Genomic DNA, 17,750 nt, shown 5'->3' with positions numbered 1-17,750 from the left:
AGGGCGGCGCACCCGTAGGTACCCGACCGACCCAGCGCTCAACCGTGACTCAGAGGAAGAGCATGCACATCGCGTACGCGGCCGGCGCCGCGAGGGCGAACCCGCCGAGCGGACCCTGCATGTGCCGGGCCACCCACATCGTGGGCGTCTCGCCGGCCATCAGCCGCCCCGCCTCCGCGTACCCCACGGCGAGATCGGAGAGGACGGCGGTGACGGCCGCGACCAGGCCGATCACGGCGGCCCGGGTCGGCGTGAAGGGAGCTACCAGATAGCTGCCCAAAAGCGCGCTGGTGAGCGTGCCGACCATCGCGCCGGCCACCACACCGGCGGCGCCCCGTGGCACCTGCGGAGCCAGCCGGGGCCAGGGCAGCACGGCGTCGGTCAACCGGGCGACGGTGAGCGCGACGCCGCTGGCGGAAAGGCAGACGGTGATCGCCTGGGTGCCGGCCGGGATCCGGCTGAGCACGATCAGGGTGCCGAAGGCCACCACCCCGACCACGATGAGCAGCGTGGCGCCGAGTGAGTCGGTGACCCGGACCCGGTCGACCCGACGGACCAGTTGGCCGAGCACCGCGGCGAGGAACCCGCCGGCGGCCAGGTAGCCGAGCGGCGCCAGGCCGGCGACGTCGGTCTGCACCGCGGCGATGTCGACGAGCGCCGCGACAGTGGCGCTGATCCCGGCGACCACAAGCAGCGCGGGCGGTCGCATGGCCATGGTCCAGGCCAGCACGAACAGCAACTGGACGCCGAAGATGATGAAGGCGAACGGCAGGCGGTGACCGGGACCCGACGTCTGCGCGCCGAGCACCAGACCGAGACCGAGCAGCGCGGCGAAGCCGGCGATCGTCACCGCCAACTGACGGCGCACCTCGACCGGGGGTACGACCTCCTCCTCCGGCTCGTCGACCTCGTCCTCGGATCGGCGGGCCGGCTCACCGGCTCGACGGGCCCGACGAGGCCCACCCCGTCCGCGGCGTTCGCCGTCGGTGGTGGTGGCCGGGCCGGTACGCGGCGCGGGCGGTTGGCCGCGGGTCGGTGTGGCGGCCGGGCCCGGGTGGGGCCCGGCGGGCCACGATTCGCGGCCGGCCTCGGGCGACGTGGAGGGAAACACGACCCGATCGTGCCAGACCGACGGCCCGACGCGGTGGTCACGGGTTTCGACAACGTTAAAACCTGGGCCACGATCAGGGGCAAGATAGACAAACGGGAAATGGCCCGCCGGCGCGGCCGAGGCGATCGGTTACGCTCAACCCGTTACCCCGCCCGTCAGCGACGCCGGGACCACGCAATTTCTCAGCGCGCTCCCTCGTGAGTGTGTCTGGTCGCGTGCGGCCTTGCGCCGCCGGGACGGAGGTGATCGTGGAGATCCTGCTGCTGGTGACTGCGCGCGCAGGCGAACCGTCGGCTGTGCTGCCGGCACTCGACCTGTTGCCGCACTCGGTTCGCACCGCGCCGCGTGACGTCCGCACACTTGTCGCGGGCCCCAGCCCGGACGCGGTGATGGTGGACGCCCGGTCGGAGTTGAGCGAGGCCCGCGCGACCTGCCGAATGTTGCACGCCACCGGGCTCGGCGTGCCGCTTGTCGCGGTGGTGACCGAGGCCGGCCTGATCGCGTTGAACGCGGACTGGGGCGTCGACGACGTCATCCTCGCCTCGGCCGGCCCCGCCGAGGTCGAGGCACGGCTGCGGCTGGCGGTGGGCCGGCTGAGCAACGCGACCGCGGGCGCCGGCGGCTCGATCCGGGCCGGCGAGCTGAACATCGACCCGGACACGTACGCGGCCAAGCTCAAGGGTCGCCCGCTCGACCTCACCTACAAGGAGTTCGAGCTGTTGAAGTTCCTGGCCCAGCACCCGGGTCGGGTGTTCACCCGGGACCAGCTCCTGCGCGAGGTCTGGGGCTACGACTACTTCGGCGGCACCCGCACGGTGGACGTGCACGTCCGGCGACTGCGCGCCAAGCTCGGCTCGGAGTACGAGTCGATGATCGGCACCGTTCGTCAGGTCGGCTACAAGTTCGTCGTTCCGCCGTCGCGATCGCTGCCCGAGGCGGAGCACGCGCCACTGTCGGTCTGATCCGCGAGGTCGCCGCGAGCGATTTCCCATATGCCCTTTTTGCGCAGCTTGGCAGTCCTATTCTGACTGCCGGGTTTGTCGGAGAAGGGGGCGGCTGTGCGCGCAGTGACCACGGGGGCGACGGGCCGGACTGACCGGCCAGCCGGGCGGATGCCGTGACGCCGGGCAACTCGACCGCGCGTGCGGTCGGGATCGTGACGGTGGTGGTGGCGGCACTGCTCGGCTCGGCGTACGCGCTGGGCCGCAGTCTCGTCCCCGACCAGGTTCCGCCGAGGCACTCCGCCGGGGCCACGACAAGCGCCGACGGGCCGCACTACGCCGACCAGCCCAGCGGCGGCGAGCCCACCGGAGGTGCGCCCACCGGAGGTGCGCCCACCGGCACCCCGAGCGCCGGCACCGGCCCCGCCGAGACCGGTCAGGACGGGTCGGGGCAGACCACGGGCACCGACAACCTGTTCGGGGCGCACGCCACCTCCGGCTCCCCACGACTCGCGCTGACCTTCGACGACGGCCCCGACCCGCGCTACACCCCACAGGTCCTCGCCCTCCTGCGCGAGTACGACGTCCACGCCACGTTCTGCGTGGTCGGCGAGAACGCGCAGAACCACCCCGACCTGATCCAGGCGATCGTCAACGAGGGGCACACCCTGTGCAACCACTCGTGGCACCACGACGTCGGCCTGGGCGCCCGCTCGGCCGACGCGATCCGCGCCGACCTGCTGCGCACCAACGAGGCGATCCGGGCCGCGGTGCCGAACGCGCCGATCGTCTGGTACCGCCAGCCGGGCGGCGCCTGGACGTACCCCGTGGTGTCGGTGGCCCGGCAACTCGGCATGACCCCGCTGCACTGGTCGGTGGACCCGTCGGACTGGGAGCTGCCCGGCGCCGCGAAGATCACCGCGACCGTGTTGACGCAGGCCGAACCGGGCTCGGTGGTGCTGCTGCACGACGCCGGCGGGAACCGGCAGGGCACCGTGGACGCGCTGCGCCGGATCCTGCCCGACCTGACCGCCAGGTTCGAGCTGGAGGCGCTGCCCACCGACCCGACGTGAGGCACGGCTTTGCGGGTCTGTGTCGGCGACGGTCCGGGCGTCCGGACAGGCAGCGGTTACGGTGGCGGAATGAGCAGCGCGGAGCCGACGAGCGACCAGGTGACCCGGACCGACCGACTGGCAGCGGCGGAGATCGGCGAGATACTGGCCCTCGCCAGTGCCGCGGGCGACACCGACGGCGCGGACCCGCTGGACGAGCACGTCCTGCTCCGCCTGCGTGACCCGGACGCCCCGGCCCTGCACCTGATCGCCCGCGCTGACGACGGCACCCTCACCGGGTACGCGCACCTGGACACCACCGACCCGGTCGGCGGGATCGGGGTCGAGCTGGTGGTGCACCCCGCGTACCGGCGGCGGGGCACCGGTCGGGCGCTGGCCCGGGGCGTACTCGCCTCGGCCACCGGGCCGCTGCGGGCGTGGGCGCACGGCGACCACCCCTCGGCCGCGGCGCTCGGCGTCGATCTCGGGTTCACCCGGGCGCGGGTGCTCTGGCAGTTGCGCCGCCCCCTGGCCGCCCCACTGGGCGAACCGCGCCTGCCCGACGGGGTGGCGCTGCGCGCGTTCCGGCCCGGTGCGGACGACGCCGCCTGGCTGACCCTCAACTCGCGCGCCTTCGCCGAGCACCCCGAGCAGGGGCGGTGGACCTCGGAGGACCTGCGCGTCCGCCTCGGCGAGCCGTGGTTCGACCCGGCCGGCTTCCTGCTCGCCGAGGAGACCGCCACCGGTCGGCTGCTCGGCTTCCACTGGACCAAGGTGCACGAACGCCCGGGGTCGGCCCGGATCGGCGAGGTGTACGTGCTGGGCGTGGAGCCGACCGCGCACGGCGGCGGGCTCGGCCGGGCCCTGACCACCGCCGGGCTGGCGTACCTGCGGGACCGGCGGGGCCTGGACCGGGTGATGCTCTACGTGGACGAGTCGAACGCCGGGGCCGTCGCGCTCTACGAGCGGCTGGGCTTCGCCCGCTGGTCCGCGCACATCAACTACCACCTGGGCTGACCGTCGACAGGCGCTCCGGCCGGGTCACCGGCGGGTAACGGCCGGACGTCGGCGACATAACAGCGAACCGGAAATATACCCATACATCCGACAGGTGTATCTGGGTTCACTTAACGGACAACTCACCCTCAGCAAGCGGTCACCTTGAGGGCCGTACGTGTTCACCTCGCGTTCACTTGCGACCGGCGAACCGGCTACCTGGCACTTCTAACTTTCGTGTCAGCCGGTCAGTGCCGGTCCTCGGTCCCCGGGTTCGGGGTGCCAAGTCAGACGCGAAGGGAAACCCCTCAGGTGAAGCTCCAGCGGTACGGCACTATTGCCTGCCTCGCTCTTACTGCGACGCTCGGTCTCAGTGCATGCGGCTCGGACAACAACGAGCCCAGCACCAGCGCTTCGGGCTCGACCGCCGCGGTCGACTGCGCCACCGGCACGGTGAACGCCCAGGGCTCCTCGGCGCAGAAGAACGCCATGGACGAGTGGATCAAGGCGTACCAGCAGAAGTGCCAGGGCGTCACGATCAACTACGAGCCGTCCGGCTCGGGTGCCGGCATCACGGCGTTCACGAACGGCACTGCCGACTTCGCCGGCTCCGACTCCGCGCTCAAGCCGGAGGAGCAGCCGAAGGCCGACGCCAAGTGCGCCGGTGGCGCCGCGATCAACCTGCCGATGGTGATCGGCCCGGTCGCCATCGCCTTCAACCTCAACGGCGTGGACAACCTCCAGGTCAAGCCGGCCACCCTGGCGAAGATCTTCGCCGGCACGGTGACCAAGTGGGACGACCCGGCGATCAAGGCCGACAACCCGGACGCCAAGCTGCCGTCGACCGCCATCCAGGCGGTGCACCGCTCGGACGAGTCGGGCACCACCGACAACTTCACCAAGTTCCTCTCCAAGACCGCCGCGGCGGACTGGACCCTGGGCAACGCGAAGGCCTGGAAGGCCCCGGGTGGCGTGGGCGCCGCCAAGTCGGACGGCGTTGCCAGCAAGATCAAGAGCACGGACGGCACCATCGGGTACGTCGAGTGGTCGTACGCCGAGAACGCCAGCCTGAAGATGGCCAAGGTCGGCAACGGTGCGGGCGAGTTCGCCGCGCTGACCGCCGAGTCGGCCGGCAAGACCATCGCCGGGGCCAAGATCGAGGGCCAGGGCGACGACCTCAAGATGTCGATCGACTACAACACCAAGGAGGCCGGGGCGTACCCGATCGTCCTGGCGACGTACGAGATCGTCTGCAGCAAGGGCCTCCCGGCCGACAAGCTGAAGCTGGTCAAGGGCCTGCTGGGCCACGCCGCCAGCGCTGAGGGCCAGGCCTCTCTCACCGAGCTGGGCTACGCCCCGCTGCCGGAGACGGTCCGCACCAAGGTCGAGACCGCGGTCAAGAACCTCTCCTGACCCGACCCCATACCTCCGCAACCGAATCGAGCGAGCAGATGGGTGAAACCCCTCACCGCTCGGCCGACGCCGGCACCGGCGGGACGCGCGTGACCCAGAGTCACGAGTGGCCCGCCGGTGCCTCGGCGCGTGTGGCCGAGGCACCAGTCAGCACCCGTTCCCCTGACGGTTCCGGGCTGGGCGGCGGTGGCGCGCTGCCCCGGGCCCGCGCTTTCGGCGCCGAGCGGGCCTTCCACGGCCTCACCCTGGCCGCCGGCACGACGGTTCTGGTCATCATCGTCGCCATCGCGGTCTTCCTGATCGCCAAGGCGATCCCGGCCCTGCGTGCCAACAGCGCCAGCTTCTGGACCTTCGAGGGCTGGTTCCCGAACGACAACCCGCCCACGTTCGGCATCGGCGCGCTCGCCTTCGGTACGGTGCTCACCGCCGCGTTGGCGCTGCTCATGGCGGTTCCGGTGGCGATGGGCATCGCCCTGTACCTGTCCCACTACGCGCCCCGGCGGCTCGGCAACGCGCTCGGCTTCCTGATCGACCTGCTGGCCGCCGTACCCAGTGTGGTGTTCGGCCTCTGGGGGCGCGACTACCTCATCGGCCCGGTCACCGACCTGTCCGGCTGGCTCAACACGTACTTCGGCTGGATCCCGATCTTCGGCGGCGACGGCCCGTACGGCAACTCCATCCTGCTCGGATCCCTCGTGCTGGCGATCATGGTGCTGCCGATCATCACCTCGCTCACCCGCGAGGTGTTCCTCCAGACGCCCACCGCGAACGAGGAGGCCGCGCTCGCGCTCGGCGCCACCCGGTGGGAGATGCTGCGCACCGCGGTCCTGCCGTACGGGCGGCCCGGCATCATCGCCGCCGTGATGCTCGGACTCGGCCGGGCACTCGGCGAGACCATCGCGCTGGCACTGACCCTCGGGGCCACCTACAGCATCTCGTTCAACGTGCTGGAGTCCGGCGGCAACACCATCGCCGCCAACATCGCCAACCGCTTCGCCGAGGCGAACGACACCGGTCGCGGCGCCCTGATCGCATCCGGCCTGGTGCTCTTCGCGATCACGCTGGTCGTCAACATCATCGCGCGGGCGATCATCTACCGCCGCCGGGAGTTCACGGAGTCCGCCGCATGAGCACCACGGTCACCTCACACCGCACCCGGCCGCCGGTCCAGCCGGAAACGCTGCGGGCCCGGCGGCTGCCCGCGTACGCCGCGCCGGCCATCGCCGTGGCCGCGCTGGCCCTCGCCGCCGCGATCGTCTACGGCGCGAGCATCGGCGGCCCCGTCCTCGTCATCGTGCTGGGCGCGTTGCTCTACCTGGCCGGCCTCTTCGCGGCGGCCAACGCCATCGAGGGGCGACGAGCGGCCCGCAACCGCACCTGGAGCGCGCTGATCCACTCCGCGTTCGTGCTGGCCGTGGTGCCGCTCGCCTCGGTGGTCTGGACGCTGCTCAGCAAGGGCGTCCAACGGCTGGACGGCGACTTCTTCCTCACCTCGATGAACAACATCGGCGCCCGGGACCCGAACGGCGGCGCCTACCACGCCATCATCGGCACCCTGGAGCAGGTCGGCATCGCCGTCCTGATCACCGTGCCGCTCGGCCTGCTCTGCGCCATCTACATCGTCGAGTACGGCCGGGGCAAGTTCGCCTTCGCGATCCGGTTCTTCGTCGACGTGATGACAGGTATCCCGTCGATCGTCAGCGGCCTGTTCGTGCTGGCGTTCTGGGTGCTGATCGTGTCGCCGTGGTTCAACGACGGCCGGCCGAGCTTCTCCGGCTTCGCCGCCGCGCTGGCCCTCGCGGTGCTGATGCTGCCGACGATCGTCCGCTCCACCGAGGAGATGTTGCGCCTCGTTCCGGCGCCACTGCGAGAGGGCGCGTACGCGCTCGGCGTGCCCAAGTGGAAGACCATCCTGCGGGTGGTGCTCCCCACCGCGCTACCGGGCATCGTCACCGGCGTCATGCTCTCCATCGCTCGCGCGGCCGGCGAGACCGCTCCGGTGTTGCTGATCGCCGGTGGTGGCGCCGCGATCAACTTCAACCCGTTCGAGAACAACCAGTCGTCCCTCTCGCTCTACGTCTACCAGCAGGCCGGCAGCGCGTCGAAGTACGCGCCGGACCGCGCGTGGACCGCTGCACTCACCCTGGTCGCCCTCGTGCTCATCCTGACGATCGCGGCGAAATTGCTGGCCCGTCGCAACCGGCTCAACCGATGAACCCCGGAGGTACCACCATGGCCAAGCGCGTCTCCGCCTCGAACGTCACCGCGTACTACGGCGGCTTCAAGGCGATCGAGAACATCAACCTCACGGTCGAGCCGAAGACCGTCACCGCCCTGATCGGGCCGTCCGGTTGCGGCAAGTCGACCTTCCTGCGGTCGATCAACCGGATGCACGAGGTGCTGCCCGGGGCTCGGGTCGAGGGCAGCCTGACGATCGACGACCAGGACATCTACGACCGGGACGTGGACGTCACCGCGGTCCGGCGCACGATCGGCATGGTCTTCCAGCGGCCGAACCCGTTCCCCACCATGAGCATCTTCGAGAACGTGGTGGCGGGCCTGAAGCTCAACGGCGTCCGGAAGAAGTCGATCCTGGAGGACGCGGCCGAGAAGGCGCTGCGCTCGGCGAACCTGTGGGACGAGGTCAAGGACCGGCTGGGCAAGCCCGGCGCGGGCCTCTCCGGCGGTCAGCAGCAGCGGCTCTGCATCGCCCGGACCATCGCGGTCGAGCCGCAGGTCGTCCTGATGGACGAGCCGTGCTCGGCCCTGGACCCGATCTCCACGCTGGCCATCGAGGACCTGATGTTCCAGCTCAAGGACAAGTTCACGATCATCATCGTGACGCACAACATGCAGCAGGCCGCCCGGGTGTCGGACCGGACCGCCTTCTTCTCCATCGAGAAGACCGGCGACCCGGGCCGCCTCATCGAGTACGACAACACCCAGAAGATCTTCAGCAACCCGAGCGTGAAGAAGACCGAGGACTACATCACCGGCCGCTTCGGCTGAGCCGCTGGTTCACGGTCCGCGAGGGGCGTCGGTCGACCTGACCGGCGCCCCTTCCGCGTACCCCGACGAGGCCCAGCGCGACGGGGGCGACCCAGGGCGGCGCGGCGCGGCCAAGATCATGCTCGATCAAGGATGTAGTGGTCTCACCGCGCCCGGAGGCCACCACATCCATGTTCGAGCGCGATCTTCGGTGGGAGCCCGCTTGCGGGTGCTCGTGTCCTGCGCGCGCCGTCAAGATCCGCACAACTTCAGGGATGCTGCTGCCTCGGGCTCGCGGGAGACAGCAATATCCGGGTAGTTGCGCAGATCTTGGGCGCGGCTGGACCGCCCAAGGCGCGGGCAGCGGTCAGCCCAGGACGAAGCGGGGTTCGCCGTTCGGCGGGAGGTCCAGGCGTGGGGTAACCGGGGTCGCGGCGTCCCGATGAGCTGCCGCGCGGGCCACGCCGGCCAGGTCGCCGGCCGCCGCCACCTGGGCAAGCGTGACCAGGGTGGGCGGCAGCATGGTCAGCTCGCCCGCCTCGGCGCGGGCAAGCGCGTCCGCCGGGCGGATCCAGAGCGTGTGGTCGGCCTCGCCGGAGACGTCGCGGGTCCGTTGTCCCGCCGGCAGCAGGGCCACGAAGAAGTACGTGTCGAAGCGGCGCGGCTCGAACTCCGGGGTGATCCACCGGCTCCACGGCAGCAGCAGGTCCGACCGCAGGGTGAGCTGTCGGTTGGCGAGCAGCTCGGCGAAACCCAGCCGTCGCCCCTCCAGGTCCTGCCGGGCGGCCTCCCAGTCGTCGCCGCTGACGTCGCCCACCACTGTCGTCGGGTCCGGGCCGGCGAGCAGCACGCCGGCCTCCTCGAAGACCTCGCGGGCGGCGGCACAGACCACGGCCTGGGCGGCTTCCGGCGTCACTCCGAGCCGGCCCGCCCACTCGGTCGGGGCCGGGCCCGCCCAGTCCAGGTGCGCCGCGGAGTCGGAGCGGTCCACCCCGCCGCCGGGGAAGGCGTACATCCCGCCGAAGGTCATGGCGGCGACCCGGCGGATGACGTACACCTCGAAGTCGACGTCTGTCGGGCGCAGCAGCAGCACGGTGGCGGCGACCCGCGGCACCGCCGGGGTGCCACCCTCGGCCTGGAATCGGCGGGCGTGCTCGACCAGCGCGGCCGGCGCGGCGAAGCCGTCGCTGTTGATCGTCATGCCGCGAGCCTAGTTCCCACGGACTCGACTGCCGGGCGTGGTGATCGACTCGACATCCTGGATACCGCGGCATCAGCCACGGCATGATGCCGCGACCTCACGAAACCGGTGTTGGTCATGCGGACGGGCAGCAGCGGGCGGTTCACCTGGCTCGGCTAGCGTTCCGGCATGACTCGTTGGGGCATTCTGGCCACCGGCCACATCGCCAGCCGTTTCGCCGAAGACCTCCGGCTGGTGCCGGACGCCGAACTGGTCGCGGTCGGCTCGCGCGCCGTCGAGAGCGCGCGGCGCTTCGCCGACACGTACGGCGCCAAGCGCGCCTACGGATCCTGGGTGGAGTTGGCCGCCGACCCGGAGGTCGACGCGATCTACGTGGCCACCCCGCACTCCGCGCACCACGAGGCGGCGATGACCTGCCTGACCGCCGGCCGGGCGGTGCTGTTGGAGAAGCCGTTCACCCTCGACCTGGCCAGCAGCGCCGAGTTGGTGGACACGGCCCGCGCCGCCGGGGTCTTCCTGATGGAGGCCATGTGGATGCGACTGAATCCGCTGATCCTGCGCGTGGTCGAACTGATCGCGGACGGGGCGATCGGCACGGTGACCGGCGTCCGGGCCGATTTCGGGGTCGCCGGGCCGTTCCCGCCGGAGCACCGGATGCGCAACGCCGCACTGGGCGGGGGCGCCCTGCTCGACCTGGGGATCTACCCGATCAGCCTGGCCCACCTGCTGCTCGGCGTGCCGCAGCACATCCGGTCCTGGGCGCAGCTCGGCCCGGAGGGGACGGACGAGAACACCGGGATCCTGTTCGGCTACGACACCGGAGCGCTGGCCACGCTGAGCTGCGGCATGGTCGGGCTGAGCGGGCAGACCGCCTCGATCACCGGCACGACGGGACGGATCGACCTGCCGGAGCCGTTCTTCCGGCCGGGTTCCGTGGTCCTGCACCGGGCCGGCGTGGAGCCGGAGACGATCGTCGCCGACGGGGCCGGCAACGGCTACCAGTACGAGGCGATCGAGGTGCAACGCTGCCTGGCCGCCGGGCTGACCGAGAGCCCACGGGTGCCGCACGCCACGACCCTTGAGGTGATGGCGCTGCTGGACACGGTGCGGGAGCAGATCGGCGTACGGTACGAGTGAAAGAAAGGGCCCCTCCTCGCGGAGGGGCCCTTGCTCGGCGACGGTCAGCCGAAGAGCGGCCGGACCAGCAGGTAGGTGACGCAGGCGATGAGCGCGGCGGCCGGGAACGTGATGATCCAGGCGAGCACGATGTTGCCGGCGACGTTCCAGCGGACCGCGGAGAGCCGCTTCGTCGCGCCCACGCCCATGATCGCCGAGGTGATCGTGTGCGTGGTCGAGATCGGCGCCTTCAGCACCAGGGCGTTGAAGTAGAGCACCGCGCTGGCGACCGTCTCGGCGGCGAAGCCCTCCGGCGGCCCGAGGTCGATGATCTTACGACCGAGGGTGCGGATGATCCGCCAGCCGCCGGCGTACGTGCCGAGGGCCAGCATCGTCGCCGAGGTCCAGAACACCCAGCCGGGGATGTGCGTCTTGCTCTCCTGGAAACCGCCGGTGTAGAGCGCCAGCACCACGATGCCCATGGTCTTGGCGGCGTCCTGCATGCCGTGGCCCACCGACATGGCGGCCGCGGAGACGGTCTGCGCCCAGCGGAAGCCCCGGTTGAGCTTGCCCGGCTGCCCCTTCCGGAACAGCCAGAGGATGGCAAGCATCAGCAGGTAGCCGAGGGTCAGGCCGACGATCGGCGAGAGCACCATCGGCAGCAGCACCTTCTCGCCGATGTTGCCCCACTGCACGATGCCGCCGGTGGACAGCAGGGTCGCGCCGACCAGGCCGCCGAAGAGCGCGTGTGAGGACGACGAGGGCAGACCGAAGTACCAGGTGATCAGGTTCCAGGCGATCGCGCCGAGCACCCCGGCGAAGACCACGCCGAGGCTGTTCACCCCGGTCGGGAGGGTGACCAGGCCGTCGCCGACGGTCTTGGCCACGCCGGCGCCGAAGTGTGCGCCGACGAAGTTGCCGACCGCGGCGAGGCCGAGGGCGATCCGGGGGGTCAGCGCCCGGGTGGAGACGCTTGTCGCGATCGCGTTGGCGGCGTCGTGGAAGCCGTTGGTGTAGTCGAACGCCAGGGCTACCCCGATCACCGCCAGCACGGCGATGAGTTCGGGTGTGAAAGTCACCGGATCAGGACTCCTTGACCGCGATGGTCTCGACCGTGTTGGCCACGTGCTCGAAGGCGTCGCAGGCGGCCTCCAGCTCGTCGGCCACCTCCTTCATCTTCAGCACCGTCAACGCGTCGTACTCACCGGAGAAGAGGCGGACGAGCAACTGCCGGTTGATCCGGTCGCCCTCGTTCTCCAGCCGGTTGCACTCGATCCAGTAGTCCTCAAGATCCTTCATCGACTTGAGCCGGGGCATCGCGTCGGCGGTCAGCTTGGCCTGCTGGTCGAGCACGTTGACCATCTCGTGCAGCTCGCGGGGCAGCGCCGGCAGCTCGGTCAGCCCGTACAGGTAGAGCAGGTCGCCGACCGCTTCCAGGTGGTCCATCACGTCGTCGAGCAGCGAGCCCAGCCGGTAGATGTCCTCCCGGTCGAACGGCGTGATGAACGTCGAGTTGATCTTCTTGTAGAGGTCGTGGGTGATCTGGTCGCTGTCGTGCTCGACCTCGGTCAGCCGCTCGCTCACGGACTGCACGTCCACGCCGGGCAGGGCCAGCTCGTTGAGCAGCGCGGTGCCTCGGACCAGGTTCTGCGCGGCCCTGGTGAAGAGCTCGTAGAAGGCGCCCTCGGTGGGGCGGAAGGAAAACTTCACAGCACAGACCTCGTCGCGTCGGTGGAAGGGTGGCGGCACCCGTCGGGCACCCGCTGGGTGAATGCTAGGAAACGCCGGAACCGCGAATTCGACGGCCCACCCCTGGCCAGGCGTCATTCACCGGTCGTTCATCTGCTGTTCATCTCGACCGTCCCACCCGCACCCACTCCCCCAGCGACCAACCGCTCCCGCTCACGATCGACATCGAAATCGGCAGCCGGATACCCCAGGTCGAGGGTGTCGAACGTCTCACGCAGCAGATGGGCCACCGCCCAGTCCCGGTACCACTTGCGGTCCGCCGGCACCACGAACCAGGGCGCGGCGTCCGTGCCGCACCGGCTGAGGGCCTCGGCGTACGCGGCCTGGTAGTCGTCCCAGTGCGACCGGGAGTCGACGTCGGAGGGGTTGTACTTCCAGTGCTTGCGCGGGTCGGTGAGTCGTTCCAGTAGGCGCTTGCCCTGCTCGGCGTACGAGATGTGCAGCATCACCTTGACCACTGTCGTCCGGCCCTCGGTCAACTCCCGCTCGAACGAGTTGATCTCGTCATAGCGGGCCCGCCAGGTCGCCTCCGGCACCAGCGAGCCGACCCGGGCGATCAACACGTCCTCGTAGTGCGAACGGTTGAACATCCCCACGTACCCCGGCGGCGGCAACTCCCGCCGGATCCGCCACAGGAAGTCGTGCCGCAACTCCTGGCGGGTCGGCGGCCCGAACGAGCGGATGTGCAGGCCCAGCGGGTTCATGGCGCCGGCCACCCGCTTGATCGTCCCGTCCTTGCCACCGCAGTCCATCGCCTGGAGCACCAGCAGGACCCGGCGTGCCGGCCGGTCCGACCCGGTCTTGGCCATCGCGTAGAGCATCTCCTGCTGCCGGCCCAGCTCGCCGCCGACCAGCTCCACCTGCTCCCGCGCCCAGGCCTTACGGTGCTCGCCGCGCCCCGCCGCGCTCGGCACGCCGGGCGTGGACCGCGGGTCGACCGCGCCCAGGTCCACAGGTGCGGTGACCCGCAGCAACTCCCGAACGGAACCGCCGTCCGGTGCCACGATCTGCCCTTGCTGGGGTGCGCTCATCCACGGATCATCGCCCAATCGCAGGCGATCCGCCCGCCGAGGCCCACCCCTCACCCCACCCCCGATCGCCACGGTCCGCAGGCCGGCCCGCCGCCGGGCACGGGGCAGCAGGCACCCCCGGTCGGCGCGGTCCACGGGCCGGCTCACCGCCGGGCACGGGGCTGCCGGCACCCCCGGTCGGCGCGGTCCACGGGCCGGCTCACCGCCGGGCACGGGGCTGCCGGCACCCCCGATCGGCGGGAGGATGGACGTCAGGGTGGTGCCGGCGGGGAGGGTGGTGGGTCGTGCGGGATCTGGCGACTGAGTTCGAGGCCGAGCGGGGGCGGCTGCTCTCGGTGGCCCGCCGGATGCTGGGCAGCCGCAGTGAGGCGGAGGACGCCGTGCAGGAAACCTGGCTGCGCTACGCCAAGGCCCTCGCCGATCCGAGCGCTCGCGCCGAGATCCGCGAGCTGTCCGCGTGGCTGACCACCACCTGCGCCCGGATCTGCCTGGACGTGCTCCGCTCGGCGCGGGTCCGCCGCGAGGCGTACCCCGGGCAGTGGCTGCCGGAGCCGGTGGTGAGCCCGCTGGGCGCGGCGACGCCGATAGACGGCTACGCGCCCGACCCGGCCGAGCGGGCGGTCCGCACCGACCAGGTCGGCACGGCGCTGCTCGTCGTGCTGGAGCGGCTCGCGCCGGAGCAGCGGGTCGCGCTCGTGCTGCACGACGTGTTCGCGGTGCCGTTCGCCCGGGTCGCCGACGTGCTCGGCACCACCGAGGTGGCCGCCCGTCAGCTCGCCCACCGGGCACGCCGGGCGGTCACCGCGCCGGACGTGCCCCGGCACACCGCGGACCTGGCCGAGCAGCGCCGGGTGCTCGAAGCGTTCGTCGCCGCCACCGAGTCCGGCGAGTTGGACCAACTGCTCCAGGTGCTCGCGCCGGACGTGGTCTTCGTCGGTGACTCGGGCGGGCACTACCCCTCGGCCCGCCAGCCGGTCGTCGGCGCGGACGCCGTGGGCCGCTTCACGCTCGGCCTGTTCGGCCGGACCGGCCGGTACGCCGACCGGGTGCGGGCCCGGCTCGTGCTCGTCGATGGCGCGCTCGGCCTGCAGATGGAGACCGTGCACAGCGACGGGCGGCCGATCCGCCTGGTCACCGTCTTCGCGGTGGACCAGGGCCGGATCACCGCCATCTACAACCAGATCAACCCGGAGAAACTGGCCGGCTTGCCCCCGCTCGGCGACGACGACGGCTGGCCACCGCGCTGGTGACCCGGCCGGCGCGGCGTCAGACCACCAGGCCCAACCACTTGCGGTACGAGGTGGCGAACGGCTCGGTGCCGTCGCCGAGCGCTCCGAACAGTCGCTGGGCGGCGGCCTCGGCCTCGACCACCACGTCGTCCGGGTAGCCGAACCGGGCCCGGTGCTCGGCGAACTCGTCCTCGTCGAGCAGCTCCACCAGGCCGGTGGCGCGACGCCGAACGACGTCCAGGTCCAGGTCGATCAGGTGGACCGTATCGTCGGACTCCCAGCGGGCCGGGGTGGTGATGTCGCAGTAGACCTCGCTGGTGCGCGGCGGGGGGTTGAACATGGCCGTCCACCAGGCACGGTGTGGCACCAGCAGAACGAAGGGGATCTTCTCCACCGACGGGCGGCCGTGGTAGACCGACTCGGTGCCCTGGGGCACGCCGAGCCAGATGCCGAGGTCGTCCTCGGTGAGCCGGCGGGCCGGGTAGTCGCGGTGGGCGCTGCCGTCGTACTTGCGGTAGATCACTCGGACCATGTCGCTCGGCATGATTCGCACCCTAACCGATACTGCCCACCCGTCGTAGCGTGGCGGTAACCGGGCGGCGCGGCCGCGACGACAGGCGTGGCCGGCAGCGCGCCACGCGGCGGAGGGGCACGGCCGGTGTCGGCCGCGCCGGGTACCGTCGCACGGTGACTCCGCCCCGCACCACCACCGGTTCCGCCACTCCGTCGGCCCGCGCCAAGGGCCGGCGGCGGGGTGCCCGGCCCAGCGGCACCGAGCTGCTGGCGGCGGCGGTCGGCGCGGTGCCCGGCGGCGCGGAACGCCCCGGCCAGCTGCAGATGACCACGGCGATCGAGGAGTGCGTCGCCGGCGGCGAGCACCTGCTCGTGCAGGCGGGCACCGGCACCGGCAAGTCGCTCGCCTACCTCGCGCCGGCGCTCACCGTGGACGGCCCGGTGGTGGTCTCCACCGCCACCCTGGCGTTGCAGTCACAGCTCGTCGACCACGACCTGCCCCGGCTGGCCGACGCGGTCGAGCCGGTGCTCGGCCGTCGGCCCACCTTCGCGGTGCTCAAGGGTCGCCACCACTATCTCTGCCTCGCCCGACTGGACAACTCTACCGAGGAGGAGCCGGAGGACACCCTCTTCGACGCCCCCGCGGCCCGTCCCGGGGGCGGCACGAAGTGGCTCGGTGAGGCGGGCCGGTTGGGCAAGCAGGTCGAGCGGCTGCGCGACTGGGCCGAGCGGACCGCCACCGGCGACCGGGACGAGCTGGACCCGGGCGTCGACGACCAGGCCTGGCGGCTGGTGTCGATGCCGGCCCGGGAGTGCGTCGGGGCGACCCGCTGCCCGTTCGGGCAGGAGTGCTTCGCCGAGGCGTCGCGGGCCCGAGCCCGGGAGGCCGACATCGTGGTGACGAACCACAGCCTGCTCGCGGTCGACATGCTCGCCGACCGGCACATCGTGCCGCCGCACAAGCTGCTCATCGTCGACGAGGCGCACGAGCTGGCCGACCGGGTCTCCTCCGCGGCTCAGGCGGAGCTGGTGCCGGAGCTGATCGACCGGACCACCCGGCGGGCCCGTACGCTGCTGCGGCCGGAGACCGCCGAGGCGCTCACCGCCGCCGGCGACGCGCTCGCGGTCGGGCTGGCCGAGGCTCCGGCCGGGCGGATCACCGCCGGGTTGCCGACGCCGCTGCGGGAGGCGTGCACGCTGCTCGACGCGGCGACCCGTGCCGCCCTGGACGCCATCGGCGACATCAAGTCCGACGATCCCGACCCGGTCCGCAAGCAGCAGGCCAAGGCCGCCCTGGACGAGCTCTCCACGACTGCCCAGCGGCTGCTGGAGGAGGCCGACCACGACGTGGCCTGGGTGGAGAAGAACGACAGCGGCAGCCGCCGGGCGCTCGTGGTCGCGCCGCTGTCGGTGGCCGGCACCCTCGCCACCCACCTGTACGACGAACGCACGGTCGTCGCCACCTCGGCGACGCTGGCGTTGGGCGGTCGGTTCGACACGGTGGCCCGCGCCCTCGGGTTGGACGCGCCGCCGCCCGCACCGCCGACCCCCGCCGCTGCCGCACAGGCTGCCCGCACCGGCCCGGGTCGCCCGGTCGCCGAGTCCCCCGGCCGTCGGCTCGCTGGCGACGCCGCCCCGAACGCCGTCGTACCGGCCACCGAGGGCCCCGGTTGGCGGTCACTCGACGTCGGTTCGCCGTTCGACTACGCCCGGCAGGGCATCCTGTACGTCGCCGCGCACCTGCCCCGCCCCAGTGTCTCCGGGCTGCCCGACGCCGCCGGAGAGGAGTTGCTCGCGCTGGTCGAGGCGCTCGGTGGTCGTACCCTCGGGCTTTTCTCCTCTCGGCGGGCCGCGCAGCAGGCGGCGGAGCTGGTGCGCGCGCGGACCGACCTGCCGGTGTTGTTGCAGGGTGAGGAGGCGCTGCCGCTGCTGGTCCGCCGCTTCCGCGAGGAGCGGGCGAGCTGCCTGTTCGGCGTGATGTCGCTCTGGCAGGGCGTGGACGTGCCGGGTGACGCCTGCCAGCTCGTCGTCATCGACCGGCTGCCCTTCCCGCGCCCGGACGAGCCGTTGGCGGCGGCCCGTGCCGCGGCCGTGGACGCCGGCGGCGGTTCCGGCTTCTCCGCGGTCAGTGTGCCGATCGCGGCGGTACGACTGGCCCAGGGCGTGGGCCGGCTGATCCGGGCGACCGGCGACCGGGGTGTGGTCGCGGTGCTCGACTCCCGGCTGGAGACGGCCCGCGGCTATGGGCCGTTCCTGCGCCGCTCACTGCCGCCGTTCTGGTACACGACCCGCCCCGAGGTGGCCCGCGGCGCCCTGCAACGCCTCGCCAAGTCCTAGCCCGCCGCGCCGCACCCCGCCCGACGCCGCGCGCCCTGCCCCGCGCCGCCCTGCCCTGCCCTGCCCTGCCCTG

16 protein-coding genes are annotated in these 17,750 nt (G+C 71.8%); 10 read left to right on the top strand and 6 right to left on the bottom strand.

The features are described 5' to 3' along the window. Window positions 1-49: 49 nt before the first annotated feature. Window positions 50-1,111, bottom strand: coding sequence for a hypothetical protein (locus ACGFH8_RS21715; RefSeq protein ID WP_393369781.1), 1,062 nt, complete (start codon window positions 1,109-1,111; stop codon window positions 50-52). Between the two features lie 242 nt (window positions 1,112-1,353). Here ACGFH8_RS21715 and ACGFH8_RS21710 point away from each other — a divergent pair, with 242 nt between their 5' ends. From ACGFH8_RS21710 to pstB, 7 genes are all read left to right on the top strand, one after another. Next, window positions 1,354-2,073, top strand: a complete 720-nt coding sequence (locus ACGFH8_RS21710; RefSeq protein WP_393369778.1) for a winged-helix domain-containing protein — start codon at window positions 1,354-1,356, stop codon at window positions 2,071-2,073. Between the two features lie 194 nt (window positions 2,074-2,267). Then, window positions 2,268-3,125 carry a polysaccharide deacetylase family protein gene (locus ACGFH8_RS21705; protein ID WP_393369776.1) on the top strand — a complete coding sequence of 286 codons (858 nt, stop codon included), beginning with the start codon at window positions 2,268-2,270 and terminating at the stop codon, window positions 3,123-3,125. A gap of 69 nt (window positions 3,126-3,194) precedes the next feature. Next, window positions 3,195-4,121: a mycothiol synthase gene (gene mshD / locus ACGFH8_RS21700; protein WP_393369773.1), complete on the top strand. Its 927-nt coding sequence runs from the start codon at window positions 3,195-3,197 to the stop codon at window positions 4,119-4,121. 291 nt (window positions 4,122-4,412) lie between these two features. Further along, window positions 4,413-5,513, top strand: coding sequence for a phosphate ABC transporter substrate-binding protein PstS (gene pstS / locus ACGFH8_RS21695; protein WP_393369770.1), 1,101 nt, complete (start codon window positions 4,413-4,415; stop codon window positions 5,511-5,513). A gap of 38 nt (window positions 5,514-5,551) precedes the next feature. Continuing rightward, window positions 5,552-6,643 carry a phosphate ABC transporter permease subunit PstC gene (gene pstC / locus ACGFH8_RS21690; RefSeq protein WP_393369767.1) on the top strand — a complete coding sequence of 364 codons (1,092 nt, stop codon included), beginning with the start codon at window positions 5,552-5,554 and terminating at the stop codon, window positions 6,641-6,643. Next, window positions 6,640-7,728: a phosphate ABC transporter permease PstA gene (pstA, locus tag ACGFH8_RS21685; protein ID WP_393369765.1), complete on the top strand. Its 1,089-nt coding sequence runs from the start codon at window positions 6,640-6,642 to the stop codon at window positions 7,726-7,728. The genes pstC and pstA overlap by 4 nt, the downstream gene beginning before the upstream one ends. Before the next feature lie 17 nt (window positions 7,729-7,745). Continuing rightward, on the top strand, window positions 7,746-8,522 hold the full coding sequence (pstB, locus tag ACGFH8_RS21680) for a phosphate ABC transporter ATP-binding protein PstB (protein ID WP_099848932.1): 777 nt from the start codon (window positions 7,746-7,748) through the stop codon (window positions 8,520-8,522). Between the two features lie 346 nt (window positions 8,523-8,868). Here pstB and ACGFH8_RS21675 read toward each other — a convergent pair whose 3' ends face one another. Beyond that, window positions 8,869-9,702, bottom strand: a complete 834-nt coding sequence (locus ACGFH8_RS21675) for an NUDIX hydrolase (protein ID WP_393369762.1) — start codon at window positions 9,700-9,702, stop codon at window positions 8,869-8,871. Between the two features lie 168 nt (window positions 9,703-9,870). On the opposite strand from ACGFH8_RS21675, the gene ACGFH8_RS21670 reads away from it, so the two are divergent. Further along, a complete protein-coding gene (locus ACGFH8_RS21670; RefSeq protein ID WP_393369759.1) occupies window positions 9,871-10,839 on the top strand; it encodes a Gfo/Idh/MocA family protein in 969 nt (322 codons plus the stop codon). Between the two features lie 44 nt (window positions 10,840-10,883). On the opposite strand, the gene ACGFH8_RS21665 is transcribed toward ACGFH8_RS21670, so the two are convergent. The 3 genes from ACGFH8_RS21665 to ACGFH8_RS21655 all read right to left on the bottom strand — a co-directional run bounded on the left by ACGFH8_RS21665 (window position 10,884) and on the right by ACGFH8_RS21655 (window position 13,598). Further along, window positions 10,884-11,897 (bottom strand): inorganic phosphate transporter, encoded by a 1,014-nt coding sequence (locus tag ACGFH8_RS21665; RefSeq protein ID WP_357068198.1) that lies wholly within the window; start codon window positions 11,895-11,897, stop codon window positions 10,884-10,886. A gap of 4 nt (window positions 11,898-11,901) precedes the next feature. Then, complete coding sequence (locus ACGFH8_RS21660) at window positions 11,902-12,528, bottom strand: DUF47 domain-containing protein (protein ID WP_053655020.1); 627 nt, start codon at window positions 12,526-12,528, stop codon at window positions 11,902-11,904. 128 nt (window positions 12,529-12,656) lie between these two features. Next, complete coding sequence (locus tag ACGFH8_RS21655; RefSeq protein WP_393369756.1) at window positions 12,657-13,598, bottom strand: PPK2 family polyphosphate kinase; 942 nt, start codon at window positions 13,596-13,598, stop codon at window positions 12,657-12,659. Window positions 13,599-13,882: 284 nt separating this feature from the next. Between ACGFH8_RS21655 and sigJ the strand changes: the two genes are divergently transcribed. After that, window positions 13,883-14,848: an RNA polymerase sigma factor SigJ gene (sigJ, locus tag ACGFH8_RS21650; RefSeq protein WP_393369753.1), complete on the top strand. Its 966-nt coding sequence runs from the start codon at window positions 13,883-13,885 to the stop codon at window positions 14,846-14,848. Window positions 14,849-14,864: 16 nt separating this feature from the next. Here sigJ and ACGFH8_RS21645 read toward each other — a convergent pair whose 3' ends face one another. Next, complete coding sequence (locus ACGFH8_RS21645; RefSeq protein WP_393369750.1) at window positions 14,865-15,371, bottom strand: DUF402 domain-containing protein; 507 nt, start codon at window positions 15,369-15,371, stop codon at window positions 14,865-14,867. Window positions 15,372-15,514: 143 nt separating this feature from the next. Here ACGFH8_RS21645 and ACGFH8_RS21640 point away from each other — a divergent pair, with 143 nt between their 5' ends. Beyond that, window positions 15,515-17,677: an ATP-dependent DNA helicase gene (locus ACGFH8_RS21640; RefSeq protein ID WP_393369748.1), complete on the top strand. Its 2,163-nt coding sequence runs from the start codon at window positions 15,515-15,517 to the stop codon at window positions 17,675-17,677. Window positions 17,678-17,750: the final 73 nt, after the last annotated feature.

The organism is Micromonospora sp. NPDC049175 (assembly GCF_043197345.1).
Lineage (GTDB): Bacteria > Actinomycetota > Actinomycetes > Mycobacteriales > Micromonosporaceae > Micromonospora.
The sequence above is the reverse complement of the archived record's forward strand: the minus strand, read 5'-3'. Positions and strand labels throughout refer to the sequence as shown.

What these genes read in the sequence shown, in the direction of transcription:
- mshD (WP_393369773.1), top strand. Translation starts at nt 3,195, where the DNA reads ATGAGCAGCGCGGAGCCGACGAGCGACCAGGTGACCCGGACCGACCGA.
- pstC (WP_393369767.1), top strand. Translation starts at nt 5,552, where the DNA reads ATGGGTGAAACCCCTCACCGCTCGGCCGACGCCGGCACCGGCGGGACG.
- pstA (WP_393369765.1), top strand. Translation starts at nt 6,640, where the DNA reads ATGAGCACCACGGTCACCTCACACCGCACCCGGCCGCCGGTCCAGCCG.
- pstB (WP_099848932.1), top strand. Translation starts at nt 7,746, where the DNA reads ATGGCCAAGCGCGTCTCCGCCTCGAACGTCACCGCGTACTACGGCGGC.
- ACGFH8_RS21675 (WP_393369762.1), bottom strand. Translation starts at nt 9,702, where the DNA reads ATGACGATCAACAGCGACGGCTTCGCCGCGCCGGCCGCGCTGGTCGAG.
- ACGFH8_RS21670 (WP_393369759.1), top strand. Translation starts at nt 9,871, where the DNA reads ATGACTCGTTGGGGCATTCTGGCCACCGGCCACATCGCCAGCCGTTTC.
- ACGFH8_RS21655 (WP_393369756.1), bottom strand. Translation starts at nt 13,598, where the DNA reads ATGAGCGCACCCCAGCAAGGGCAGATCGTGGCACCGGACGGCGGTTCC.
- ACGFH8_RS21645 (WP_393369750.1), bottom strand. Translation starts at nt 15,371, where the DNA reads ATGCCGAGCGACATGGTCCGAGTGATCTACCGCAAGTACGACGGCAGC.